At 68.8% G+C, this 25,360-nt stretch carries 16 protein-coding genes and 5 pseudogenes; 9 read left to right on the top strand and 12 right to left on the bottom strand.

What is annotated here, in order from left to right:
- Positions 1–101 precede the first annotated feature (101 nt).
- From ABZW18_RS17815 to ABZW18_RS17800, 4 genes are read right to left on the bottom strand one after another with little or no spacing between them, the layout of a single operon-like run.
- Positions 102–785 (bottom strand): response regulator transcription factor, encoded by a 684-nt coding sequence (locus ABZW18_RS17815; RefSeq protein WP_356188308.1) that lies wholly within the window; start codon positions 783–785, stop codon positions 102–104.
- Positions 683–2,272 (bottom strand): HAMP domain-containing sensor histidine kinase, encoded by a 1,590-nt coding sequence (locus ABZW18_RS17810; RefSeq protein WP_356188306.1) that lies wholly within the window; start codon positions 2,270–2,272, stop codon positions 683–685. Before ABZW18_RS17810 ends, ABZW18_RS17815 begins: the two co-directional genes overlap by 103 nt.
- Positions 2,247–2,723: a hypothetical protein gene (locus tag ABZW18_RS17805; RefSeq protein WP_356188304.1), complete on the bottom strand. Its 477-nt coding sequence runs from the start codon at positions 2,721–2,723 to the stop codon at positions 2,247–2,249. Before ABZW18_RS17805 ends, ABZW18_RS17810 begins: the two co-directional genes overlap by 26 nt.
- The gene (locus ABZW18_RS17800) at positions 2,720–5,050 is read right to left on the bottom strand and encodes a bifunctional SulP family inorganic anion transporter/carbonic anhydrase (RefSeq protein ID WP_356188302.1); all 2,331 of its coding nucleotides are present in this window, start codon (positions 5,048–5,050) and stop codon (positions 2,720–2,722) included. The genes ABZW18_RS17805 and ABZW18_RS17800 overlap by 4 nt, the downstream gene beginning before the upstream one ends.
- A gap of 932 nt (positions 5,051–5,982) precedes the next feature.
- Here ABZW18_RS17800 and ABZW18_RS17795 point away from each other — a divergent pair.
- Complete coding sequence (locus tag ABZW18_RS17795; protein ID WP_356188300.1) at positions 5,983–6,753, top strand: hypothetical protein; 771 nt, start codon at positions 5,983–5,985, stop codon at positions 6,751–6,753.
- A gap of 558 nt (positions 6,754–7,311) precedes the next feature.
- On the opposite strand, the gene ABZW18_RS17790 is transcribed toward ABZW18_RS17795, so the two are convergent.
- The 3 genes from ABZW18_RS17790 to ABZW18_RS17780 form a co-directional block, all read right to left on the bottom strand.
- A complete protein-coding gene (locus ABZW18_RS17790; RefSeq protein WP_356188298.1) occupies positions 7,312–8,385 on the bottom strand; it encodes a M14 family metallopeptidase in 1,074 nt (357 codons plus the stop codon).
- Between the two features lie 2 nt (positions 8,386–8,387).
- On the bottom strand, positions 8,388–8,720 hold the full coding sequence (locus ABZW18_RS17785) for a hypothetical protein (RefSeq protein ID WP_356188296.1): 333 nt from the start codon (positions 8,718–8,720) through the stop codon (positions 8,388–8,390).
- 193 nt (positions 8,721–8,913) lie between these two features.
- Positions 8,914–10,452: a S8 family serine peptidase gene (locus tag ABZW18_RS17780; protein WP_356188294.1), complete on the bottom strand. Its 1,539-nt coding sequence runs from the start codon at positions 10,450–10,452 to the stop codon at positions 8,914–8,916.
- 366 nt (positions 10,453–10,818) lie between these two features.
- Here ABZW18_RS17780 and ABZW18_RS17775 point away from each other — a divergent pair, with 366 nt between their 5' ends.
- The 7 genes and pseudogenes from ABZW18_RS17775 to ABZW18_RS17745 form a co-directional block, all read left to right on the top strand.
- The gene (locus ABZW18_RS17775) at positions 10,819–11,091 is read left to right on the top strand and encodes a hypothetical protein (protein ID WP_356188292.1); all 273 of its coding nucleotides are present in this window, start codon (positions 10,819–10,821) and stop codon (positions 11,089–11,091) included.
- Between the two features lie 141 nt (positions 11,092–11,232).
- Positions 11,233–11,625, top strand: a complete 393-nt coding sequence (locus ABZW18_RS17770; protein WP_356188290.1) for a hypothetical protein — start codon at positions 11,233–11,235, stop codon at positions 11,623–11,625.
- Positions 11,626–11,726: 101 nt separating this feature from the next.
- A pseudogene (locus ABZW18_RS17765) lies at positions 11,727–12,068 on the top strand (GMC family oxidoreductase N-terminal domain-containing protein); the annotation flags it as partial.
- Between the two features lie 463 nt (positions 12,069–12,531).
- Positions 12,532–12,843, top strand: coding sequence for a GMC oxidoreductase (locus tag ABZW18_RS17760; RefSeq protein ID WP_356188383.1), 312 nt, complete (start codon positions 12,532–12,534; stop codon positions 12,841–12,843).
- A gap of 59 nt (positions 12,844–12,902) precedes the next feature.
- Positions 12,903–14,756 carry a peroxidase family protein gene (locus ABZW18_RS17755; protein ID WP_356188381.1) on the top strand — a complete coding sequence of 618 codons (1,854 nt, stop codon included), beginning with the start codon at positions 12,903–12,905 and terminating at the stop codon, positions 14,754–14,756.
- A 1-nt stretch (position 14,757) separates the two neighbouring features.
- The gene (locus ABZW18_RS17750; RefSeq protein WP_356188288.1) at positions 14,758–16,821 is read left to right on the top strand and encodes a serine protease; all 2,064 of its coding nucleotides are present in this window, start codon (positions 14,758–14,760) and stop codon (positions 16,819–16,821) included.
- Positions 16,822–16,840: 19 nt separating this feature from the next.
- A pseudogene (locus ABZW18_RS17745) lies at positions 16,841–17,224 on the top strand (hypothetical protein); the annotation flags it as partial.
- Positions 17,225–17,233: 9 nt separating this feature from the next.
- Here ABZW18_RS17745 and ABZW18_RS17740 read toward each other — a convergent pair.
- From ABZW18_RS17740 to ABZW18_RS17725, 4 genes and pseudogenes are all read right to left on the bottom strand, one after another.
- Positions 17,234–17,437: pseudogene (locus ABZW18_RS17740) on the bottom strand (transposase); the annotation flags it as partial.
- 621 nt (positions 17,438–18,058) lie between these two features.
- The gene (locus tag ABZW18_RS17735; protein ID WP_356188286.1) at positions 18,059–19,426 is read right to left on the bottom strand and encodes an esterase-like activity of phytase family protein; all 1,368 of its coding nucleotides are present in this window, start codon (positions 19,424–19,426) and stop codon (positions 18,059–18,061) included.
- A 2,155-nt stretch (positions 19,427–21,581) separates the two neighbouring features.
- Complete coding sequence (locus tag ABZW18_RS17730; RefSeq protein WP_356188284.1) at positions 21,582–23,051, bottom strand: FG-GAP repeat protein; 1,470 nt, start codon at positions 23,049–23,051, stop codon at positions 21,582–21,584.
- A 547-nt stretch (positions 23,052–23,598) separates the two neighbouring features.
- Positions 23,599–23,791 (bottom strand): annotated as a pseudogene (locus tag ABZW18_RS17725) (SpoIIE family protein phosphatase); the annotation flags it as partial.
- Between the two features lie 339 nt (positions 23,792–24,130).
- Here ABZW18_RS17725 and ABZW18_RS17720 point away from each other — a divergent pair.
- Positions 24,131–24,379 carry a hypothetical protein gene (locus ABZW18_RS17720; RefSeq protein ID WP_356188282.1) on the top strand — a complete coding sequence of 83 codons (249 nt, stop codon included), beginning with the start codon at positions 24,131–24,133 and terminating at the stop codon, positions 24,377–24,379.
- A gap of 13 nt (positions 24,380–24,392) precedes the next feature.
- Here the strand turns inward: ABZW18_RS17720 and ABZW18_RS17715 are convergent.
- A pseudogene (locus ABZW18_RS17715) lies at positions 24,393–25,186 on the bottom strand (IS256 family transposase); the annotation flags it as partial.
- Positions 25,187–25,360 lie beyond the last annotated feature (174 nt).

The following is a 25,360-nucleotide window of genomic DNA, read 5'->3' as shown; positions in this document are numbered from 1 at the left end:
GCAGGAGAATGCGAGAGAAAGCCGAGGAGAAGCGGAGAGTTCACTTTTACCTCACCGTTCTCATCTTTCTCATCTTTGTCTCCCTCGGTCAGCCAGGCCGGTCAGGTCGCGTCCGGCAGATCCAGCCGGTAGCCGCGGCCGCGGACGGTGGTGATGAGGGCGGTGCCGAGTTTGCGCCGGAGGTAGCGGACGTACACATCGACGATGTTGGAGGCTTCGTCGGCGTCGTATCCCCACACCGTGGAGAGCAACTGCTCGCGGAGCAGCACGCGTCCGGCGTTGCGCATCATGACCTCCAGGAGCGCGAACTCCCGCGGACTGAGGTCGACAATCCGACCGTCCACGCGGGCTTGACGCGTGCGGCCGTCGAGAACCAATCCGGCGCGGTACAGCGCCGAGTTGTCGCCGTCCTGCAGACGCAGGCGGACTCGCGCGAGCAGTTCATCGAAGCGGAACGGTTTCGACATGTAGTCGTTCGCACCCTCTTCGAGGCCCTTCACCGTGTCGACGACACCGCTCCGAGCGGTGAGGATGATCACCGGGAGCGGGCAGTCCACCGCGCGGAGATGGGACAGGACCGTGAACCCGTCCTCGTCCGGCAGGCCCAGATCGAGGATCAGGAGGTCGAAGTTCCCGGACAGGGCCCGGTGCCGGGCAGCCGCGCCGTTGGTGACGACGGTGGTCAGGAAGCCGTGGGAGCGGAGCCCCTTCCCCACAAAGGACGCGATTTCGGCTTCGTCTTCGGCGATGAGAATGTGGGCGGAAGCGTTCTCTGCTGGTCGCATGGCACCTTGTGAAGAGGGATCTTGAGGGTGAAGGTGGCCCCGTGACCGGGACGGTTGTCCAACGTGACCTTGCCGTAGTGCGCTTCGGCGATGGCCTTGACGATCGCCAGACCCAGGCCCGCGCCGCCGGATCCGCGAGCCCGGCCGCCGCGCGCGAACCGCTCGAAGATGCGGTCCTGCTCGGCCGGGGCCACGCCGGGGCCGCTGTCGCGGACCCAGAGTTCGGCGACACCGTCGTGTGCTCGGCCGCCGATCCAGATGCGCTCGTGATCCTTCGTATGCTGGGCCGCGTTCTGCGCGAGCTGGATCAGCGCCTGGGTCAGGAGCTGGCGGTCGCCGTGCAGCACCCAGGGGGGCGTGTCGTCGGCGAGTTCGAGCAGCCACCGGCGTGGGGCCAGCGCCGACGCCTTGACGTACACCTCCTCGATCAGCTCCGGCAGGACGATGTCCCCGGGGTGCAGCGCGTCGGGGCGACGCGCCTGGGCGAGCATCAGCAGCTCCTCCACGATGCGGTTCATCCTGTGCAACTCGTCGATGGCCACGTCGACGGTTCTTCGGCGGGCAACCGGGTCGTCGTCGAGCAGCTCCAGATGGCCGAGGATGATCGTGATCGGGGTGCGCAGCTCGTGACCGGCGTCGTCCATGAACTGCCGCTTCGTGGCGAACGACTCCTCGATCCGGTCCAGCATGGCGTTGAAGGTCGTCGCCAACTGCGATATCTCGTCCTCGTCGCGGACCGGGATACGCGCGGTGAGGTCGGTCTCGCTGATCGATCGGGCGGTGTCCCGGAGCAGCACGAGCGGGGCGATGAGGCGTCCGGCGAAGACCCAGCCCACGCCGGCGGCCAGGAACAGCGCGCTGAGGCCGAGGAGCATTTCCATCCGGATGGTGTGGCTGATTTCGGCACGCTCGTTTTCGGTGAACGTGGCGATGACGAGGACGCCGTGAGCGGGATCCCCCTCGACCGTGACGGGTACGGTCACGTACCGGATGTGTCCGGCCGCAGTGGGGGCGTCGCCGTAGGCGGGCCGGGCCGCGGCCGCGAACTCGGCCACCAGGGCGGGGTCGATGTCCAGCCGGGCCGGCGGTTCGACGGCGGTACGCCGGAAGGGGGCCCCGTCGACGAGGGTCAGCAGTGTCTGGTGCCGATCGGGAACCTGGTTCTGCAGAACGGATACGAACAGTTCGCGGACGCCGGACCGCGGTTGGTCCGCGCTCGGGCGGTGGCCCTTCACGAAGTTCCGGAACTCGCCGATCTCGTGGGCGAGTTCCGCGTCGACGTGCTCATTGAGGCGCGCCGAGAGGATGAAGCTCTCGACGACGGTGATGAGGCCGATGGTCAGACCGACGAGCAGCAGCATGCGCAAGAGCAGCCGCAGCCGGATCGAGCGGAACCCACGGCGCCGGAAAAGGCTCGGTCCCGCCCCCACCTGCTGCGGCTGCTCTTGCGGTTGTGGCTCGTCAGTCGTCGCCACCGCCGCCGTCATCTCCGTCACTGTCGTCGTCGCCGTCTCCAGTGGTGGAGTTGGGGGTCACGGCCGGTGTCGGGGTTCCTGTACCCCCGCTGCTGGCAGGGGGCGGGGATACAGGCAGCACCGGTTCCGCCTCGGAGGAGGGACGGCTCTCCGACGTGGTCGGCGGCCCGGTCGGGGTCGGCTCGGACACGTCCACGACGTCTTCCTCCGACGGGCCGGTGCCGGTCGGCTGCCCGGTCTGCTGGGGCGAGCCGGCCGACGGGGAGGACGTCTCCAGCCGCCCGCCGTCCTCGTACGGTCCCCCCGACGGTCTCACGGCCGACGATCGGGGCGCGCGCTCGACCACCACCGGGTCACCGAGCCGGGGGGCCGGGGCATGCTGTGCACTGATCACCGGCGCCGCGGTGAGGAGTGACAGGGTGAGCGCGGCGACGACCGTACGAATGCGGCGGGCTCTGGTCATGCGGGCACATGCTCCCGGGAGTGGTCGCTGTGAGCCCCGGCCTCTGATCCGGCGGGGACTTCCCTGGCGCCGACGGGGGCGAAGGTGCCTGTAGCCGGGTCCAGCAGGTGCATCTCCGCCGATGAGATGTCAAAGAACATGCCCGTCAGGTGCAGAGTCCCGGCTTCGACCCGCTCGCTGACACCCGGGTGGGCGAGCAGGTTGTCCAACTGCTGGAGGACGTTGAGCCGCCCCAGCCGATCCTGCGCCGAGCCAGGCACCTCCTCGGCCTCCTCCGTCGCGGAGTCGACACGGTACCGGGCCACGGTGTGGGCACCGTGTGCCAGCCACGCGTCAATCGGACGGTCGCCGTCCCCGGCGCCGTCGAGCAGCGCGCCCATGGCTCCGCAGCCGGAGTGGCCGCACACGGTGATCGTGCTCACCCCGAGAACCTCGGTGGCGTACTCGATCGCGGCAGCCACGGACATGTCGATATCACCTGAGGCGCCGCCCTCAACGGGACGCGGAACGAGATTTCCCACATTGCGCACGGTGAACAGGTCACCGGGGCCGCTCGCCGTCATCAGATGCGGGACGAGACGGGAGTCGGAACAGGTGATGAACAGTTGGGAAGGCGACTGGCCCAGCTCCGCGAGCTCGGCGAGGACGGGCCGTACCAGGGGCGCGGTGAGTCGCTGGAATTCGCTGACTCCGTGCAGCAGATGGGTCTTCGGGGCAGCCTCGGGTCGCCGGTGCGTCCAGGGGAAGAACCACGGAGCCACCGTCGTGGGAGACTTCCGGCCGGCCGGCGTGCCGGACACCGCGTTCTCGTACCAGCTTTCGTGCACCTCGTCGATGTCCACCCGGCCGCCGAGCCGCTCATGCGTGACGCGCCAGTTGTGGAGAGCCTCGAACGCGGCGTGGTCCAGGTAGTCCACCTCGAGGTCGACATCCACGCGCGCACCCGACGGCACCTGCGCCAGTGCCCGGTTCAGCCGGGGGACGGCGGCGAAGGTCAAAGAGCCCTCCACCACCACGTGCCAGAAGGCGCCCCTGTGCTCGGTACGGATCTTGGTGTGGGTCAGCCGGTAGAGCGCCTGCAGCACGGCGACGCCGATGCCCAGCGCCACGCCCTCCAGCAGGTTCAGCTCCACGACGGCGAACGCGGTGACGAGGTATATCGCCAGTTCCCGGTGACGCCGGAGCTCGCGTATCTCCTCGGGCTTGACCATCCGTACGCCCAACACGACCAGGAGCGCGGCCAGCGCGGCGAGCGGGATCTGCTCGATCAGCCCGGCGGCCAGCACGACGAAGACGATGACCCATACGCCGTGGAGGATGGTCGAAGCGCGGGATTTGGCACCGGCCGCGACGTTGGTGGAGCTGCGCACGATCACGCCGGTGACGGGCAGACCGCCCAGTAGGCCGGATGCCGAGTTCGCCAGGCCCTGGCCCACCAGCTCACGGTTGAGGTTGGCGCGCGGGCCGTCGTGCATACGGTCCACCGCGACCGCGGACAGCAGGGACTCGACACTCGCGATCACCGCCATGGTCAGAGCGGCCAGGGCGATGGCGCTCCAGCTGCCGTGAGGCATCTCCGGGGCCAGGCCCAGGTCGAGGACGTTCGCGGGCAGGTCCACCCGTACGGCGTCCAGGCCCAGTGTGGATGCTGCCACGGTGGCCAGCACGATCGCCACCAGAGCGGCGGGCACCGCGCGGACCTTCGGCAGCTTCGGCCACACCAGCAGTACGGCGATCACGATCGCGCCGGCCATGGCGGCCACAGGGTTCGCGTGCAGCACCTGACCGGGGAGGGCGACCAGGTTCTCGGTGGCGGAGCTGCTCGACTTTCCGCCGAGCACGACATGGATCTGGGCCAGGGTGATCGTGATTCCGATACCGGCCAGCATGCCGTGCACGATGGCGGGCGAGATGGCCAGCGCCGCGCGAGCCACGCCGAGGCAGCCGAGCGCGATCTGGACGAGACCGGCCGCCACGGTGATGGCGCAGGTCGCCGCCCATCCGTACTCGTGCACGAAGCCCGCGACGACCACGGTCAGACCGGCCGCCGGTCCGCTGGCCTGGAGCGCGGAACCGCCGGCGGCCCCGACGACGATGCCGCCGACCGCTGCGGCGATCAGGCCCGCGGTGATCGGGGCGCCGGAGGCCAGAGCGATCCCGAGCGACAGCGGGATCGCGACCAGGAAGACGACAATGGAGGCGGGCAGGTCGTGACGGAGATTGCGAAGACCGCCCCACTTCGGTGGTCGGGGATGTCGGGGACGGTGCAGGCTCTGGTCGTCCGGATGGGTCTCAGGGACAGTGGCACGTGAGCTGTGCGACGGCATGGGTGCGTCCTCCACTCAGGCATGCGGGATGCGGACAACACCCAGGGAACAGGAGCGTGCTGAACCGGCCTGGCCGAAGATCGGACTGCGGACTTGCCATCCTTTTACCTACGCATGAAGTTCTCATGAGGGATCTCTCATGGACGTCGGCCACGGACGGCACGGGCACGACACCGGTTGTGCTCCACCAGTCGCCCCAAGCCTGCCTCCGCAGACATCCCACGTGGCCTTGCGGATGATCCTCGGCATAGCCCCCAGCTCCGTGCAGCTGGACCGTGCACCCTGCCCGCTGTGCCAAGGCCCCCATGGTCGGCCCGTCGTGCACCCGTCGCAGCGACTTCTCCAACGACTGCACCCGGCCGAGATGTGTGCCCCTCCCACGGGCGCAGCGCCCCCGGCGTACGGAAGAGATGCCATAGAGCGGAGGTGTCGAGGAGATACGTGACCGGGGGAAAGCGAGGGCGAGTCCTTTGAGAATCGTCCGTGATCTTGCTGATCCGGCCTGATGCTTCCCGTTTCCGCAGGTCAGGAGGCTACACACTATTGCCCCTTGGTGAGGGCTTCCTGGTCCTTCCTGATCCTTCCGTCCACTACATGTCCACTACGGGTCCACGCGCGCCCTTCCCCGAGTCCCACGGGGATCTCCCCAAGGACATCGGTGCAGGCTGTGCCGCGGAGCGTCGAGGGATTTGAACAGGTGAGCAGCGGAGTGCCTTACCGACGAAGGGCCCCGCCCTCTTCGCCCGAGGGTGGAGCCGCGCGGCTTCTTCGCAAGTCAGCCACCTGATCACAGCGCAGCGCGCCGCTACCCCGCACCGTCGCCACGTGCCAGTCGCACATGCCTCGCATGGCGCAATCGCCCGACTCCCCGGATGCGCTGCGGCGCTGGGTCGTGTCAGCTGGTGACCGGTTGCATCGACTTGAGGAGCAACATGGGCCCCCTGCGTTTGAAGAACGGCAACACGACCATCGACCCGCGACTCGACCGCGTCCCGGAGTTCGACAAGCGCAGCAAGGAGTATCCCATTCGGATGCTGGTGACTGAGCGAGCGCCGTTGCGCTCGGCCGGGTGGGCCTGTCCGGGCTGGCTCGACCAGGGTCGCGAGGGCGCATGCGTCGGCTTTGCCTGGTCCCATGAGCTGATCGCCACCCCGGTGCAAGTGCCTGGCGTGAACGACAGCTTCGCCCGCGGGGTGTACCAGGAGGCGCAGCGGCTCGACGAGTGGCCCGGGGAGAACTACAGCGGTACCTCCGTGCTGGCAGGCGCCAAGGCGGTCGTCGCCCGCGGGTACATGGAGGAGTACCGCTGGGCATTCGGTGTCGATGATGTGCTGCGCACGCTGGGGTACTTCGGACCCGTCGTGATCGGTGTCAAGTGGTACGAGTCGATGTTCGATCCGGCCCCCAACGGACTGCTCGAGGTCTCTCCAGGCGGGTTCGGAGGCCATGCGATCCTCGTTCGCGGCGTCTCGCTCAAGGCGCGTCTCGACGGACAAAGGGGCACGATGCCCGTCGTACGGCTGCGCAACTCGTGGGGGCGTGACTGGGGCGTCGACGGTGACTGCTATCTCCGGATCGAGGACCTGGAGAAGCTCTTGAAGGACAAAGGAGAGGCATGCGTCCCCGTCACGCGTAAGTCGGGCCCGCTTAGTGCGCCGGAAGCCGACTCCGACCTCCTCCGTGAGACCGGTGAGATCGTGTGACCTCTCTGCCGGTCGAGCAGGACGCTGCCAGCTCGCCGCCCTGTTGGTGAGCCTGCAGTCGGCCAGACCTCAGGGCCAGAGTTCAAAAAACACCTCCCGAGACGGTGAGCGTTGTCCGCCGGGACGCCTTCGACATCCTGGGTGATGTCGAACATGCCCCGTTCACCGGGGATCAGCGGACCCGAGCCGCCGTCATGGACGGCTGACAGTCAGTCCTATCAGGACGTCAAACCGCTGCGCCCGGCCCCGCTCCGCAGCGGCTGACGGCGCCAGCACGCCCTGTCCCCAGGCCAGCCCTTGGCCTGACATCGCCTCGCTGAAGGGATCCTTTCTCGTGGTGCCAAGAAGAAGTCAGCGTCCAAGGCCTCAGCCCCCACGCAGGACGACCTTGTTGCTTCCCTCAGACGGTTCATTCCCGAAGCGGCGGCCAGGGGAACTGGCGCGCTGACTGGTCGGTTATCGGCCGCACCGTGCCGGAGATCCGCAACCCGCGCAGATCTCCGGCACGGTGCATCAGCGATGGTGCTGCCAGCCGCTCCGCCGCCCGCTGGGCCGCGCTCACTCGATCTCGTATGCGCCGAGGCCGAATGCCACCAGCCCGGAAGAGACCTCTCGGATGACATGTTCGGCTTCGCCGAAGGGCGGTTGGAACGACGAACCGCACTCAACCGTGAATCCGAACACCTTAGTTGCGGCGGGATTGACGAAGTGCCGACTGAACACATAGTCGTCGCTCGCTCCTGAGGTGGGATAGAGGCCGTACGCCGGCTCCACGCCGTAGCTCACCGAGCGGACTGCGAATATAGCGTCGTTCATCCGTTGCGCCAGCTCGACAGCGATGTCGAGGTCGCGCGCGGAGATGTACTCGCCAATGCCGTCGTCGGGCCGACCGCGTACCGCGTTGAGCGCGGCGTTGGCGAAATTATGGGTGGCGGTGGCGCTCTGGTTCTGGTCGGAACCCCAGTTGTGCAGGATGACCGGGACCGCGCTGTGCACGTCGACATGCCACCGGATCCGCGGGAAGCCGTCGAGCGCCCACACGACGTTCTGCGTCTCGGGTTCCGAGCAGGCCGAGGGCCCTCGGTACACGCTCGGGTCGCACGGGTCGGCCGAGGTCCGGACACCCGAATCAGTGGCGAACTTCGCTGCGTGGTCCCAAAGGAAGTCGAAGTTCCGGTTCAGATCCACGCCTGTACACGATGGGCCGCTGTGACCAGAAGGTGCGGGCCGTCGGTTCTTCCGCCAGTTTCCCGACACTGTCTGGCTGTGGGCCCGTCCATCAGGATTGACACAGGGGAAGAAGAACAGATTGAGGCTGTCCATCAACCGCGATATCTGCGCCGCCGAGAACGACGACCCCCCATAGCCGAGTCCAGTCCCGCTCGTGTGTGCCTCGAGCAGGTCGGCAGCCAGCGAGATCAACGCGTCGGGCGGAATCCACTCACGGGCATGCACGCCGCCGAGAACCAGAATCCCGTCCACCGAGTCGGCGGGTCGGGATCCGACGCGCAACAACGGCGTCGTGCGGCCCTCGTGCGTGGTGCTGGGAGGGACGATGACCTGAGTCGTCGCCGGGTAAGCGGCGTGCAGGTTGGTGACTGCCGATTCGATCTCGGCCACATTGAGATACACGCTCACTCCTTTCGCCCCAGACCGCGCGGGACCGCCCCTCGGGCGGCGAAGCGGTTACCGCCACCGACTTCCTCCTTCCGAGCGAGCCAGTTCTCCGTGGTGTTCTCGACGCTCGTGATTGTCACCGACGAAGCCGACCTGGCCGTTCGGGCCAGGTCGAGCTGACTCTGATGAAGGTAGAGGTCGATTCCGACGCCCTCCCCCGAGTCCCGTGCGACGGCCCGGCAGCCGGTGTCGGGCCGCACCTCGTCGATGAATGCTCGGAGGGCATCGGTGGTCTGGGCCACCACACGGCATCGGAAGACCGGTTCGTTCTCTGTGGGCTCGTCGCTCATGGCCCTTTCCCTGTTCACTCGGCAACATGATCGGCGGATGCGGCCGCCCGTGACGTGGCGGCGAGCACGTGCGGCATCGACCAGACCACCACCGGCGGCATTCACCACACTTCAGTCCTTGGGGGCGCTCTTCGTCAGACTCCGGGTTCTCGTGCGGTCGCAGAACGTGGACTGCGTCGCCGGTGGCCGTTTCTCACGGGTGTCCGGCAGCGACAGCCACAGCTTCGAACGCGTTCACGCGGCCGAAGCCGTAGTCGTCGTTGTGGCCCGCCGCGTCGTAGACCACTCCGCCGATCCGATCAGCCGAATTGCGCATCACATCGCGCAGTTTGTCGCGAGTGAGCGCGGGGTTCATCGACAGTGCTAGCGCGGCGCAGCCTGCGGCACACGGTGCGGCGAAGCTGGTGCCGGTGCTGGTGCCGTAGACATCGCCGGACCTGGTGCTCAACACATCGACCCCGGGAGCGATCAGTTCGACCTCTGGGCCACGGGCGGCATTATCCTCGAGATCATGTCGGGTGGATCGCACTACGGCGATCACATCTGGGTGCGAAACGACCTCGTCCTTGGTGACGCTGACATTGTGGCCATTACTCGCCGCCCAGAAGATCGCCAGCCCTCGCCCCTGACGGCCGTTCGCGGCAGCGTCTTCTATGGCAAGCTCAAGCGTGGAGGTCAGATCCCAATCTGCGTCGTTCGGGCCCAGGCTGCATACCAAGATGTCCGCCCCATCCGCTGGGTCCGCCCCGGGCACTTCTGTCGCGGGGTTCGCGGCGTACGCCACCCCACGGGCAAGCGTGGTCTGGGTGCCGACCGTGTCCCCCAGGCATGCCACGAGCATGAGCTCGCAATCGGGGGCTGCACCGACGCCGCCGACTCCGTTGTCGCGCCGAGCCCCGACCATGCCGGCACAAAAGGTGCCGTGGTTGCTGTCGGGCATTCCCACGATGCTCTGGGTGAAGGTCGTGCCCACCACGCCGTCGCTGTAGAAGCCCGACGTCGACCCCACTCCGGCAGCGAGGTCTTGGTGCTGAGCGTCGAAGCCATTGTCAATGACCGCGACCTGGATGCCGGTTCCGGTGGTTCGGTCCCATGCTCGCTCGATATCGACGTCAGCTCCGGCCGTACCGCCCCCGGCACCCGTGTTGTTCCACTGCCACTGGTCGGGGTATCTGGGGTCGGTCGGAGCGGACCGCTGAGGAACATGCTCGATGAATGACGGTTCAGCGAAGACGAAGCTGCGATTTTCGTGCAGATCCTCCGAAGCCGCGAGGGCATCTTCGGCTCCCGCAGCGCGAACCTCATACAGATTCTTCGCGAAGTTGAGTCTTGTCACTACATCCAGTCCGGCTGCTTCCAGCTCTCGCTCCGCTTCCGCTTGCGAGAGCGACGGATCCAGTTGGACGTTCAATAGGTCGGTCGCGATACCTATTCTGCCGTTGGACCGCCGGATCACCTTGCCGACCGATTCCGTTCCGGCGGGCTGCTCGCCAGCGGCGACGGTCTCACGAGTCTGCTGACTCGGCTTGACGAACACCCAGTGTGCTCGCGCGAAGGCGTCGGCGGCCTCGTCGTCGATATCGGCCTCACGCAGCGCCGCTCGGGCGCTCGTCCCCAAGACCGACCCTCTGGTGACTGCTTCCCCCCGGTCGTCCACTCCGACCTTGACTGCGACGACATCGTCCAGTTGCTCTACCTCCACGAGACGGTCGCGGTGGTAATAGTGACGCATCAAGCCCACCTCTCCTCACCGATGGTCGAGAAGATCTAGCAAGGGGAGAAAGAGAAACAAGCCCTTGTTTCAAATGTGCTCGCATCCGTGACCCCGGGCAACTCGTAGACACGGCAAGAGAGACAGGTAGCAGTGCGGCGCACAGACCGTGGCCGCTCCTCACAGTCCGTGCCAGGCGCCGGGGGTTGACTCCGCGCAGCATATGACCCGGCGACCGTCAACCTGGCCGAGGCTCTCAAGGACCTGGCGGACCGGCTGGTCGACGTCGGGCGGTTCGAGGACGCCGAAAACTGCGCCCATGACGCCCTACGGCGCCTGAAGCCGCTGTTCCAGCGCAACCCCACCCGCAGGCACGCCTTCGGTCTGGTGAAGGCCCTGTGCGCCCTGGCCACGGCAGCCCACCGCATCGGGCGCCAGCGCGAGGATCTGCAGGCGGCGACCGAGGCATGTGAACTGATCGAGCAGTTGCCGGAGGCACGCGACGGCGACGCCGAGCACGAGCCGGACGAGATCCAGGGCATGAAGGCGTTCGCGTTGCGCGGCCTCGCCTGGCAGCTCGGCGCGAGCGGACGCGTCGACCAGCCGAAGCCCCGCCTCCGGAGCCGTCAGGGCACGCATGCGGGTCGGAGACACCGGTGATCCCAGGGCTCGAGGTGCAGGGGAGCAGTGGTACCCATAATGTGTTGATTGGAGTGTTTCCAGGGTGTTCTTCTCCCCCGTCGGGGGGTTTCGGCGGTAGTTCCCGTCACCGCAAGAATCACCGCACCGTCAGGAGACATGATGGCCACCCGGAAAACCCCCCCGCGCGCCGTCTCGGTCTACGTCGCCGGAATCCGGCTCTTCAGCCGGGCCACCGGACTGCTCGCACCCGACCTGCTCATCCGGCGCCTCGACCCCCATCGTGAGCCGCCCAGTCCGGCGGCCGTGTACGCCTTCCGGCTCTTCGGGATCCGTACGATCCTGCTCGGCCTCGATCTGCTGACCAACCGCGGCGAGCGGCTGCGGGAGGACCTGCGCGACGGCGTCCACGGCATTGACACCGCGACGGCGGCCACGCTGGGCCTGAGCGGCCGGCTTCCACCGCGTAGCGCGGCGCTGACTACGCTCATCTCCGCCAACACGGTCCTGGCCGACACCTCGCTCGCCAACTCGGCGAAGGGGAAGCGGAAGTGACGGCGGGGCCCGGTGCCGCTTGCCCGGCCGAGACGGGTTTCGACTACGTCGGCGCCGGGGCGGGAGGCGGACCGTTGGCGTCCAACCTCGCCGCCGCGGGCATGCGCACCCTGCTGCTCGACGCGGGCGGTGCCCCGGACAACGACAACTATCTGGTGGTCCGTACGAACGCCCTGCCGGCCCGGGGCGTGCTGGACGGGAACGGAGCCGCGGCCGGCGTCGACTATCTGGACGAGGTGCACACCTACCCGGCCGACCCCGCAAGCCGGCCGGACGCCGGGCCACCGGTCCTGCGCAGGGTCCTCGCCTCCCGTGAGGTGATCCTGGCCGCGGGGGCCTTCAACACGCCCCAGCTGCTGATGCTTTCGGGCATCGGACCGCGTGAGGAGCTGCAGCGGCACGGCATCCCCGTACGGGTCGACCTCCAGGGCGTGGGCGCCCATCTGCAGAACCGGTACGAGGTCGGCGTGGTCAGCCGGATGGACCGCGAGTTCCCGGTCCTCAAGGACTGCGACTTCCACGCGCCGCGGCCCGGGACCGAACCGGACCGCTGTTACCGGGCCTGGCGGCGCGGCGAAGGCCCGTACACGACCAACGGTGCCGTCGTCGGTGTCACCCGCAAGTCCCGTCCGGAGCTGGACGCTCCCGACCTGTTCATCTTCGGCGGCCCCTTCGACTTCCGGGGCTGCTACCCCGGCTACTCGCTCGACCTGACACGCCATCGGGACCGCTTCACCTGGGCGATCCTCAAGAGCCGCACCCACAACACCGGGGGCCGGGTGCAGTTGCGCTCCACCGACCCCCGTGACACCCCGCTGGTGAACTTCCAGCACTTCGCCGAGGGCACGGACAAGGACGACGTGGATCTCGAAGCTATGGCCGGTGCCGTCGAGTTCGTGTCGCGGGATGAACGGCAGGGCCGGCTCCGCAATCCTCCAGGAGCTGTGGCCCGGCGAGGAGGTCGACGGCCGCGACGACGTCCGCCGTTTCGTGCAGGGCGAGGCCTGGGGCCACCACGCGTCCCGCACCTGCAGGACGGGACGGACGACCCCCTCGGCCGTCGTCGACAGCAGGTTCCGGGTGCGCGGAGTGGACCGCCTGCGGATCGTCGACGCCTCGGTCCTCCCCCGCATTCCCGGATTCTTCGTCGCCGCCCCCACCTACATGATCAGCGAGAAGGCGAGCGACGTGATCCTCGCCGATACGGCCCGCGCCTGAACCGGCACGGCCTCGCCGTCGCCGGCGCAACGACCGGGAGCTACCCAAGGAGCACCGCGATGAACAAGCAACGACGCGCCGCACGACGTTCCGCAGCCGGATACCGTACGTCACTGCCCTGGCGGATCGTCACCGCCGGCGCCGAATTCGTGGACCGGCGCATCGGCTGGGACAGACTGCCCGTCATTCCGGGCCTGCTGACGCTCCTCGGACTGCGCGTCAAGCTCCGGCAGAAGAACCTCCACGACACCGGCCGGCTGCCCTCGGTCAATCTGCCCGATCCCGCACCCCCCTCCGAGACCCACAAGGTCAACCGGACCCCCGACGGCAGCCACAACGACCTCGACGAGCCTCGGATGGGCATGGCGGGCACCCGCTTCGGGCGGAACATCCCGCTGGACCGGATCGCCCCGGCCACACCCGAGGACGTACTGTCCACGCCGAACCCGCGCGAGGTCAGCCGCGCCCTGCTCACCCGCGACGAGCTCACCCCGGCCGAATCGGTCAACTCCCTGGTCGCCGCCTGGCTTCAGTTCATGGTCCGCGACTGGTTCAGCCACGGGACCAGCCCCACGGAACGGCCCTGGGAAGTACCCCTCACGGACGACGACCCGTGGCCGGAACACCCCATGCAGATCATGCGGACACCGGACGACCCGACCCTCGACCCGCAGGCACCCGCCGGGACGCCCGACACCCGCGTCAACGTGTCCTCCCACTGGTGGGACGCGTCGCAGATCTACGGGACGAACGAGACCGAGCAGCGCCTGATGCGCGCCGGCGAGCTGGGCAAGCTGCATCTGTGGGACGACGAGCAGTCCCCGTTCCCCTCGGACCCCTCCCGGGACCCCTCGCACATCCCCGGCTTCTGGCTGGGCCTCGCCATGATGCACGACCTGTTCGCCCGTGAGCACAACGCGATCTGCGACCACCTGCACGGCGCGTACCCGTCCTGGAACGACGAGGAACTCTTCCAGCGCGCCCGGCTCGTCAACGCCGCGCTCCTCGCCAAGATCCACACCGTGGAGTGGACACCGGCCGTGATCAGCCACCCCACCACCGTCAAGGCACTGCGCGCCAACTGGTGGGGCATCGCGGGCGAGCGCGTCCACAACCTCTTCGGCCGGATCAGCGACAGCGAGGTCGTCAGCGGCATCCCCGGCGGCGAAACGGACCACTACGGCGTCCCGTACTCCCTCACCGAGGAATTCGTGGCCGTCTACCGCATGCACCCGCTCATCCGCGACGAGTGGCATCTGCGCTCCGCCGCCGACGACACGAGCCTGCGCCACTGCACCCTCCGCGACATCTCGGGCCCCGGGGCGCTGAAGGTCCTGGAGACCACCGAGATGGCCGATCTGCTCTACAGCTTCGGCACGCTCCACCCCGGGCTGGTCACCCTGCACAACTTCCCCAGGTTCCTCCAGGAGTTCGAGCGCCCCAACGGGCAACTGCAGGACCTCGCCGCCACCGACATCCTGCGCTCCCGGGAGCTGGGCGTCCCCCGCTACAACGAGTTCCGGCGGCTGCTGCGGCTGAAGCCCGCGGCGAACTTCCTGGAGCTGACGGAGAACCGGGCGTGGGCCGAGCAGATCCAGTGGCTCTACGACGGCGACATCGAGAAGGTCGACCTCATGGTCGGGCTGTACGCGGAGAAGCTGCCGGCCGGATTCGCCTTCAGCGACACGGCGTTCCGCATCTTCATCCTGATGGCGTCACGCCGGCTGAACAGCGACCGCTTCTTCACCGAGTACTACACCCCGGAGGTGTACTCCAAGGCCGGTATGGCCTGGATCGACGACAACAGCATGATCACGGTGCTGCTGCGCCACCACCCGGAGCTGCGTACGGCTCTCGCGGGGCTGACGAACGCCTTCGTGCCGTGGCACACCGCCGGAAGGACGGTGACCTGACATGGCAGCGACGGACAGGTCCCGCGAGGAACGGGAGCGCCAGGTCGCGGCGGCCGCCGCGCGGTACGGAGAGACCGGCGAGGAGCGGCGGGCGGTCGAGCAGCGGCAGGACGCCGGGGTCACCTTCCCGGATTCGGAGGAGGCACTCGCGGCGCGCGCGGCCCGACTGCTCGACCGGCAGGCGGTGCCCGCCGCCATGGTGGTGGAGGCCGTCCGGGCGGAACCGCTGGCCGCGACCGCCGCGTACGAACGCATCCTCGGGGTGTCCAAGGAACTGCAGGCATGGAGCTTCCTGCCGCGCGGCGCCCGGGTGGCACGCACCGTCGCCCGGATCTCGGCGCGGGAGAACGGCCGTGAGCTGCCGATCGGCACCGGCTTCCTGGTGTCGCCGAGCCTGCTGATGACCAACCATCACGTGCTCACCGACGCGGAGGCCGCCCGGCAGTGCTTCGTGGAGTTCGACGCCCAGGTCACCGTCGACAACACACCCCAGCCGCCGACGCGGCTGGAGCTCGCCCCCGACGGGTTCTTCGCGGCGGACCAACGCCTCGACTTCGCCCTGGTGCCGGTCGCCCCCGGCCCGGATCTGCGGCCCCCGGGGGAGACGTTCGGCTGGAACCGGCTCAGCACCCAGATGGGAAAGCTGGTGATTGGCGAGCCGGTCAACGTCATCGGCCATCCGATGGGGCGCCTGAAGGAGATCGCCGTACGCGACAACATGCTCCAGGTGCGCCTCGACGACTTCCTCCACTACAAGACGGACACCGAGCCGGGAAACTCGGGCTCTCCCGTCTTCAACGACCAGTGGGAGGTCGTCGCCCTCCACCACAGCGGTGTGCCCAGGACCGACGAACAGGGCCGCGTCCTGCGCAGCGACGGACAGGTCTGGCAGCCCGGTGACGGCGACGACGCCATCGACTGGGTGTCCAACGAGGGCGTACGCATCAGCTCCATCCTGAATCACCTCGCCACCCTGCCGTTCACCTCCCGGCAGCAGGCGCTGCTGGCCGAGATGGGCCCGGAGTCGGGGCTGCGCCTCGCGGGGGCCGCCGTCGGTCCCGTGGCGGCTCCGGCTCCCACCGTGGCCGCTCCCGCAGTCGCCGCTCCCGCCGTCGCAGCGTCGCGCCCGGCCGCCGAGAAGGCCACCGCGCGTGCGGGCCTGCGCGCCCGGGACGGCGCGTTCGGCGGCAAACGGCATCTGGTCTTCCTGCACGGTCGCTCCCAGGAGGGCAAGGACCCCGAGAGACTGCGCCGCGAATGGGCGGCCGGACTCAACCAGGGGCTCGTCCGCGCCGGGCTCCCTCCGGTCGACCCGGCGGACGTCTGGTTCCCCTACTACGGCGACAGACTGGTGCAGGCCCTGACCGCGCACGAGGCCGTCCCCCACATCACCGAGGCGCCGACCGCCAAGGCGGCGGAGGTGGTCGCACCCGCCACCCCCACCGCCCGCGCGGTGTACGAGGAGATCGTCGGCGAGGCGGCCACGAAGTGGGACATGCCGCACGAGAGCCGGCTGGCCACCGAACGGATCGGCCTGGGCGACGTAATCGGGGCCCTGCAGAAGCGGCTGAGCTGGCTGGCCGCCAGGGGCGACCTCGACGCTTGGGCCATCGCCCTGGTCTTCCGTGACGTGGCCGCGTACCTCGACGACCGGCGCATCCGCGACGAGGTCCTGGGCTGCGTACTCGAGACGATGCCGGACGCGGGGGAAGTGGTGCTCGTCAGTCACAGCCTCGGCACGGTCGTCGGCCTGGATCTCACCACACGGTTGTCCCCCGGAGTGAACCTCGTCCATCTGACCACGGCGGGAAGTCCCCTCGGAATGGACAGCGTGTACAGCAGGCTGCTCGTCGGCGGGCCGAAGCGTCCGGACATCGTGGCGGACTGGCTCAACGCATGGTGCCCGACCGACGCGGTGGCCATCGGATGCCCGCTGGGCGACGACTGGGCGGACGGACTGTCCGACCTCGCCGTCGTCAACGCCCGCGACCGGGCGCACAGCATCGTCGAGTACCTCGCCCACGCCGAGGTCGCCCGGTCGATCGGCAGCCACCTCGGCGGCTGAGCCCGCCGTTCCGTCACCGATGCCGGCCGGTGTCGTTGGTGATGACGTTGGCTCTCATTCGGCTGGGACGGATGGTGATGCCGAACTGGCGGTGGCCGAGCGGGAATGGAAGGAGTGGGCCATCGCCCGCTCGCGTGTCGGCGAGGTGCTGGCCCCGGTGGACGAGAGCGAAGCGCACGCCCTGACCGAGCGGACAGTGCCGACCGAGGGACAGGCTGAGGAGACATCGGCAGCGCCGAGGGCCGCGAAGCCGAGGTCGCAGGTGCCCATGTGGCGTGAGGGGCTGGCCTGGTCGGTGCTGTCGGTGGACTACCAGCGCATCCTGCAGGTGCTCATGGACCGGCACTGCCTCGGTCAAAGCCCCTTGACCTGCCAGGAGATGGCCGTCTTGTTCGGCCTGGACGCGGCGCCGCCAGCGGCGGAAGAACGCGTACACCCGGTCCCATGGCGGGAAGTCGACCGGCATACCGCGCCACTTGATGCCGTTGTCCACCAGGTAGCGGATCGCGTCCAGCATCGCCCGGTGGCAGTACGCCTCCGGCTGCCCGCCCCGGCCACGCAGCCAGCCGGGCACCGGCAGCAGCGGCCGGACCACCGCCCACTCCGCGTCCGTCATGTCCGAGGGATACCGCCGAACACGTTCCGGGTGATCGGCCGCATTCCCGAACCGGTGAGCGACACAATCACACGTCGGTGCAGCCGAGTTGGACTCCACCGGCGCGAGCACGTACAACTGCGGCAACAGGGTCTCCTGGATCTCGGTTGGCTTCGCAACCCCGAGCTACCAAGAGGCCCTGTTCTCATGCCCGCGGCCAGCTACGATCACCCGATCGAGACTCCCGTTCGACGCGCACCCCTCAAGATCGGAACCGCAACAGCTACTTACGTCCCCATGAGGACCGTCGGCCCCGGGCGGGGTGTGCCAGGGCGCGCGACGAGCAGGATCGGGGCGCCTTGACTGGTGCGCGGAGAAGGGCCCTGACCGTGGCTCACCGGCCGTTCCGGTGCGCATCCGGTGCAGCACTGCCTGGCCGACGGCTGGGTGCGACCCCTTCGTCTCGAAGTCCCGGCTGGACGGCCGCTGAGCTCATGTGCCCAGACCACCCGCCAGGCTGCCTCACCCGGTCGGGAGGGAGGCTCGCCGAGGGCGAGGTGAACCACCTGCTGGGCGAGCAGGATTCCCAAGTGTGCTCTCACCCGGCCTTCGGAGCACTTCCCCGAGGCCGCCGCGGGTGGGTCAGCGTCCCAGTGGCTTCGGCAGTCTGACGTAGGTGATCGTGCTCTCGACGCCGCTGTCCACCAGTCGGCCTTGCTCGTCGAAGGCCTGGGTGCCGTCCGTCATGCCGAAGTCGTTGTCGTTGATCAGGGCCAGCGTGCGCCGGCCCGCAAGCGCGATGCCCTCGATCTTGCCGGGGACGCCCTTGATCCTGCCGAGGTCGACCACGAGCTCCTTGCGCAGCACCGGCACCCCGGAGGCGGCGGGGTCCGCGAGCTGCTCCAGCGAGGGCGAGGTCGCCTGGTCGTCCCAGGGACTGCCCAGGATGCTGTTGCCCGGCCGCAGTTCGACGGCTTGGAGCCGCGCCGCGCGGTCGGTGCGCTCCTCGATCAGCACCCGGTCGCGGCCCACCGCGACCACCGAGGAGATCTTCAGCTCCGACGGGTCGTTCTCACCCGGGTCGACGACATCCACCGGGTCGAAGCGGTAGGCGTACTCCGCCGTCACTGCCTGCTTCTTCGGTGAGAAGCGCAGCAGCCGGGCGGTCAGCGAGGACTCCCCTGCCTCCGTGTCGGGCACCGACAGTGGGCTCTGCACAGCGAGTACCAGATCGCCGCCGGGGAGCAGCGCGAGTCCCTCGAAACCGCGGTTGACCTTGCGCTGCCGCAGAATGCCGGGCAGCGCCTCGATGACCGGGTAGTCCGCACCGGTCAGGTTCAGGCCCTCGGGCACGTAGCGGGCCAGTACGCGCCCGGTACCGGAGGTGTGCACCAGCGAGGGTCCGTACTCGTCGACCAGCCAGAAGCTCCCGTCGGCGGCCCGCACGATTCCCTCGGTGTCGAGGCCGTTGGGGTTGTAGGGCAGCGGTGTCCGCGCGTCGTAGGTGTACGGGGCCTCGTCTCGTGCCTGCTGGTTCGGCAGCCCGGTGACCTGGTCGCCGGAGGAGGTGGTGATCGGGAGGGCGTCGACGACGTCCAGGGTGCCCTTGGACGCGCGCACTTTCACGATGGCCGGGTCGAAGCCGGGCACCGGGAAGGTACGGCGCTTCTTGCCGTCCACCGTGATCTGGCCGTTGGGCCCGCGGTCGGTCACCGTCCAGAACTCGCCCTCGCGTGTGGCGGGGTAGAGGTCACTTCCGATGCCGCCGAGGTCCACGCCGCGGTCGTCCGCAACGGTGCCCGGCAGCAGGGCGTTGCTGAATGCGCCGAGCGGGATGTCCGGGAGGGTGGCGGTGCCGGTGATCCGGGGGCCGGTCGTGGGGGCGCCGTTGCTCCCGGCGGTGTCGGTGCTCCCGGGCGCGCCGGTGGCGGTGCCGGCCACCGCGATGGCGGCGAGCAGGGCGAGGGGCAGTCCGACGGAGACGGAGCGACGGACAACGCGGGGGGACATCGGGCCTCCAGGCGGGGCGGAATGTGCGCTGTGCAACACCTGGACGACGTACAAGACCTCCAGAAGTGGAGCGCCCCCAAGGCTGGGCCCTCATCCCCAACGCCGGACGACATCCTGATGAAGATCTGCCCACACTCCGGGTGAACGCCTACCCCGACTCGCGGCGGCATTGCTCGTGTTCTTTGCTGCCCGTACGACGTGCTGCGCGTCGGAGCGCCCTGATGACTTCGTGTGCGGTCGTGACGAGTACGGGGTCGGCTTCTCCTCGTGAGGATGCGCCGCACGGATGGAGCACACCGGCGTTACGGGCTCTCCTGCCGCGTCATTTCGTCACGCGCGCTCGGGCCGCATGCCCCGGCCGGAGGAACCTCTGTCTTCGCTTGCTCGTGTGAAATGCCGTTGTCCGGGTCGACCTGGCTGATTGGGCCGTGCTGCTTTTCCCCAATGTTCGAAAGGTCGGCGCCGTGACCGCTGCTCTCGCCTGCGGCCGGAGGGCATCCTTCCTTGCCGTGTCCCCGTCGGCGCGAGCAGACGTCGGTGTGCGATGGCAGCGGAGCCATCAGTTGACGCACGCAACTCCCAGCAGGCACACACCCGTCGGTGATGTCGGCTCGGCCGTCGGTGGTGTCGGCGCGGGGCGCACAGGTGATGTGCCTGCGTCGGAGCTTCCGGTGGAAGCGGGCGCGGTCGTCTCTGGTGCTGCGTTGTCGGCGTGCGTCCTCTTGGCCACCGTAGGGGCGGTGTGCGGTGTCGCGCTGGAGGGCGCGGCAGGTTGGGCCGTGGCGGTGGAGTTCGGCTGCCGGCTCGTCGCGACAGGGGGAGGCGTGGCGACGGTGGTGTTCTGCTGCCCGCCAGGTGTCGTTCCTGGGCGAGAGCCGGGATGCCGCGAAGCCCGGGTGTCCGGCTGCTCGGATGACGGGGCGGCGGTCGCCGTCCTGGGCGGGGTCACGCTCTCCGGCTCCGGCGCCGAGGCCTCGTGTGTGTGGCTGGTGGAAGGCTTGTTCTGCAGCACCGTGGCAGTCACTCCACCGCCGACCAGGGCAACGGCCGTTGCGACCACGGCCCGACGCCGTTGCTTCTTCCAACGTGCCAGCTGCCGACGCCGAGCCGCCCGTCCCCGCCCGGCAGGGGCTGCGCCTTCGGAGCCGCTGGACGAACCGGCGCCCGACGCATCCGCCGTCGTGTCCTCGGATGCTCCACTGCCGATCGACGCTGCACCGGCGTGGTGAGCGCCGTGGTGGGACCCCGAAGCGGGGCCTTCCGCTGCACGCCATGCCTCCGACGTCGTGGTAGCCGCCGTCGTGCTGTGGTGGTGGGCAGGCGGGGCTATGTCCGGAGCGTAATCCCCGCACCCTGGACACACGAGTGCCCCATTGAGGTTCCGGCGGCACGACAAGCAGTAGTCCATCTGGATCTTTCTGTGCTGACTGCGCCGCCAGGGACGCCGACGACCTGTTCACGTTCGCACGCGGGATCGAGCGGGCAGCAACGGTAACGGCACCGGCCGAAGGTGACGCGTAGACCTTGTGATGCTTTTGTGCAGACTCCTTGGCGGCGGCTCTGGCATTCCGGATACGCCGTCGCAAATGACGGGAGTCGCGTCACCTGAGCCCTGGGTCTGGAGCGGGCGGGCGGGCGAGGTCTCGTACGTCCACGACGCGCTGCGCGCGGTTGCCTCCGGCTACTTCTCAAGGATTCAGCCGGAGGAACTCCTCGCCGGCAGCCGGGGCGTGGCCTCGGGGGACGGAATGCTCGCTCCCACCGTCACCCGCCGCCTGATCGACGCCTTTGCGCACACCGCACCCGCGCCGGACGTCGGCCTCCTTGAGGCGCTCACCCGGGGTGATCACGGGGTCCTCTCCTCATCGCGGCGGGACTCACCAACGCAGAGATGGCCGACGCCCTCGACGTCGACGTGCCGCCAGGGACTGTGTAGTCCCATGTCATCGCTCTGCTCGGCAAGTTGGGACTGTCTGAGCAAGCCCTGGCCCTCACCGTCTTGCGGGCCGTCCGCGCCGCCATCCGAGTCGCAAACCCGTGCCCCGCGCCCGCGAGCAGGGGGAGATGGCACAGGACCGCGATCGGATGGCGTACGCGCACAGTGGATTCCCGTGGTGCGAGGCGTGCACGAAGAGGTGCACGCCTCGCCGTACGGTCAGCCGCCCAGAACCGAGCCGAACTCGCTGTTCTGGTAGGTGAATCCGAAGGACTTCTCGCTGTACGAGGTGGCGTTGGCCGCCGTCAGACCGGACGCCGAGCCGCGCAGCACCCAGTCGGAACCGTCGCGTGTCGACCCGGAGAAGACGTCCTCACCCTTCGCGGCGATCGCGACGTCCTCCGTGCCGTTGCCGTCGACGTCCGCGATCCGCACGTCGGAGCCGAACCAGTCGTACGCCTCCGAAGCGCCGGGCACACCACTGGTGGCCTGGTGGAATGCCTGGGCGCCGGTGCCGGTGAGGCCGGTGGCCGTGCCCTTGAGCAGGACCGCTTCGCCGGTCTGCGTCACGCCGCTGGCGGTCTCGCCCGGCACGCCGACCGCGACGTCCGCGTATCCGTCGCCCGTGACATCGCCGACCGCGACCGACGCGCCGAAGTTGTCCCCGGACTCGTTCGCACCCGGGACGCCGGAGGTGTCCTGGTCGAGCGTGGCGGTGCGGTGGGCGCCGAGGCCGTCCGCGCTGCCGAAGCGGACATGGACGGAGCCCGCGGCGTCCGAGTACTCGCCTGCCGCGCTCGACGACGCCGGGATGTGGCCGGTGACCAGGTCGGTGTACCCGTCGTGGTCGATGTCCCCGGCGGCGGCCGAGACGGTGGGCGCCTCGTTCTCACCGGCGGAGCCGGTGCCCGGGTCGGCGACGGTGACCCAGTCGAGTCGCTCGGTGCCCCAGCTGTAGACGGCGGTGTGCTGGCAGTCCGTGGTGCCGTCGCAGCTCTTGGGGCCCGTGATGGCGAGCTGGGCGCGCCCGGCGCCGGTGAAGTCGCCCGCGGTCAGGGTGCGGGGTTCGATGTAGGCGTTGAAGTACTCGGAGTACTTCGGGCCGTCCGGGGCGGTGCGGCCCGTGAGGTCGTCGTACACCCACAGCTTGTTGCGGCTGAGGGCGGCGAGCTGCGGGGTGCCGTCGCCGTCCAGGTCGGCAATCTCGATCTTCTTGCCGAAGTCCTTCTCGGCCTCCCAGGCGCTGTCGGCGAGCGGGCTGGCGATCTGGATGCCGCCGTTGGTCAGGCCGTTCGCGCCGCCCCACAGGACGGTGAGGGCGCCGAAGGAACCGCCGGAGCCAACCTGATCGCCGGGCGCGCCGACGACGAGGTCGGTGTAGCCGTCGGCGTCGAGGTCGCCGGTGGCGTAGGTGCTGCCGAAGCGGTCGCCGGTTTCGGCGGCGTCGGGGACGCCAGACGAGCCCTGGGTGAGGGTCGCCGAACGGGCGGGGGACACCCCGCCGGTCGAGCCGTAGAGGACGGTGACCGAGCCGGCGTCCGTGTATCCGCCGACGGGGGCTCCGGGGGTGGCCACGACGAGGTCGGCGACCCCATCGCCGTTGAAGTCATCGGCCGTGGCGGTGACGGCACTCGCCTTGGGGGCGAGGGTCAGGGACAGGCCCGCGGACGCCGCGGCGGCGACTGTCACGGCAAGGGCCAAAGTACGTACGCGCAAAACTGCTCCAGTCTCAGGGGACGGAAGTGGAGCGTGAGGCTCCGCCCATACGACACCGTGGGCGCGCGAATGGTTGTACGTGGGCGGTCAAGTATTCGATCTCTCGCCCTCGGAGTCGGCTGCCCGCGCGAACTTCACGGCGGGTCTCCGGCGAGATCGCCGTAGGGTCGCGCCTTCCGCGTGTCCCATCTCGTGGGAGCAAAGGGCGCTACGCGGTGCCCAGTCAGCGCGGTCGGTCCAGGGAACAACAAAGCCCCGGGCCTCTGGCCTGGGGCTTCCACGTGGAACGGGTGACGCCGGGTGATCGAAGGCGCTCCTCACCGGATTCCCCGCCTCACCCGACCCGGCCCGCACAGCACCGAGTTCGTTCTGCATTGAGCCGCCGACGACAACGCCAAGCCCGCCACAGCGACTACGAACGCCGAGGCCACAGCCCATAGAACTGCGGCCTCATCGAAGTACGCGATGCCGAGTCCGCCGCCGAAATCCACTGTTTCCAACGCGAAGCCGGGCTGTCAGGGGTGGTCGGGCTCTCCAGGTGCCGGAGAACCTGATGGTTGCGAATCAGCAGCGATGCGGGGTGGCCCGCGTCGACCCACTGCAGGTGGCCCGTTGCGATGTTCAGCGCGCATCATCCACGAAGTGTTCCGGTCCGAACTGCTCGGCGATGGCCGATCCATGAACGCGTAGATCTCGGACAGGCCGATGCCGGCGCTCGGTGTCGGGGACGCCGGGTCCGCGGTCGGCCACGCGGACCTCGACGCGTTCGCTGAGCGCGCTGGCGGCGACCAGCACCGGCCTGACCGACGAACGTCGTCATCTGTTCCTCCAACTCCGCGAACACCCGGACCGAACCGACATGGTGCACGCGGGCCTGCTCGTACAGCTGCGCTGCGGGAGCCGCCCGGGCCTGCGGATGATGACGCAGCACGTGGCCACCCTTGAGGCGAAGAGCATGCTCCAGGAGGCACTGTGTGCCTTCGAGACGGTTGTGCCTGGTGGCAAGGCAGCCCGTGACGTGATGGAGCACTTCGACGAATACGCACTGGGCCGTGGATCTCCAGCAGCCTCATATCAAGCAGCGGCACCTGAGGCCGCCGGATGATTTCCTTGCCGAGCAGTACCGGCACAACTTCCGCTGGGAGAAGGCGGACAGAACCCGTCGGCCGATCTTTGTCGTCGGACCGTACTCGGTCGACTTGATCGCCGCCGAGGACGCTGTCTTCCGGCTCCACTGCTACGCGTACGAGGCGCTACGGGGTCACGTCCGCTGGAGTGGTGTATCGACGGCCACTCGGTGATCCATTTTTGAGGCTATGCGGTGAGTTCGGTCGAGAGGACGGGATCTTCGGTTTCTGACTCGATCGGGTGGAGGCGGGCCTTGGCGAGGAGTTCGCGGCCCATGTAGCGGCGGGCTTCGGTCCATTCGTCGTTCTGCTCGGCCGGCACCGCGCCGACCAGGCGGATCACGGCGGCGCCGTCGGGGAAGATCCCGACGACGTCGGTGCGGCGGCGGATCTCCTTGTTCAGCCGTTCTTGCGGGTTGTTCGACCAGATCTGCCGCCAGATCTCGCGTGGGAAGGCGGTGAACGCCAGCAAGTCCGCCCGAGCGGCGTCCAAGTGGGCTGCGGCCTTGGGGAACTTGGCCTCCAAGGCGTCCATCACGTGCGTCATCTGGGCGTGGACCGCGTCGGTGTCGGGCTGTTCGAAGACTGTCCTGAGCAGGGTCGCGACCCAGGGCTGGGCGGACTTGGGGACCTGGCTCAGCAGATTTCGGGCGTAGTGGGTGCGGCATCTCTGCCACGAGGCGCCCGGCAAGGTGGCGCCGATCGCGGCCACCAGGCCGGTGTGCGCATCGGAGACCACCAGCTGGACGCCGCTAAGCCCGCGGGCGATCAGGGAGCGCAGGAAGGCGAGCCAGCCGGCGCCGTCCTCGGCGGTGGCCACGTCGAGGCCGAGGATCTCGCGTGGCCGTCGGCGTTGACGCCGACTGCGATCAGCGCGTGGACGTTGATGATGCGGCCGGCCTCGCGGACCTTCTGGGTCAGCGCGTCGACCCAGACGAACGCATACGGACCGGCGTCCAGCGGCCGGTTGCGGAGAGCCTGTTGTCAGCCTCACCGCCCCCGAGCCGACCCGCTACCCAAAGGGCCACCAAACACCACCGCCGGGACAAAAAGCTCTTTTAAAGAGCGTTTTGTCCCGGCTGGAGTATTTGGTGATGCTCCATGGGGTGGGTCGGTCTGGGATCGCTGGTACAGATGCGCTTGACGCCGTCTCAT

This window comes from Streptomyces sp. NPDC004647, assembly GCF_040609575.1.
Lineage (GTDB): Bacteria > Actinomycetota > Actinomycetes > Streptomycetales > Streptomycetaceae > Streptomyces.
The sequence above is the reverse complement of the archived record's forward strand: the minus strand, read 5'-3'. Positions and strand labels throughout refer to the sequence as shown.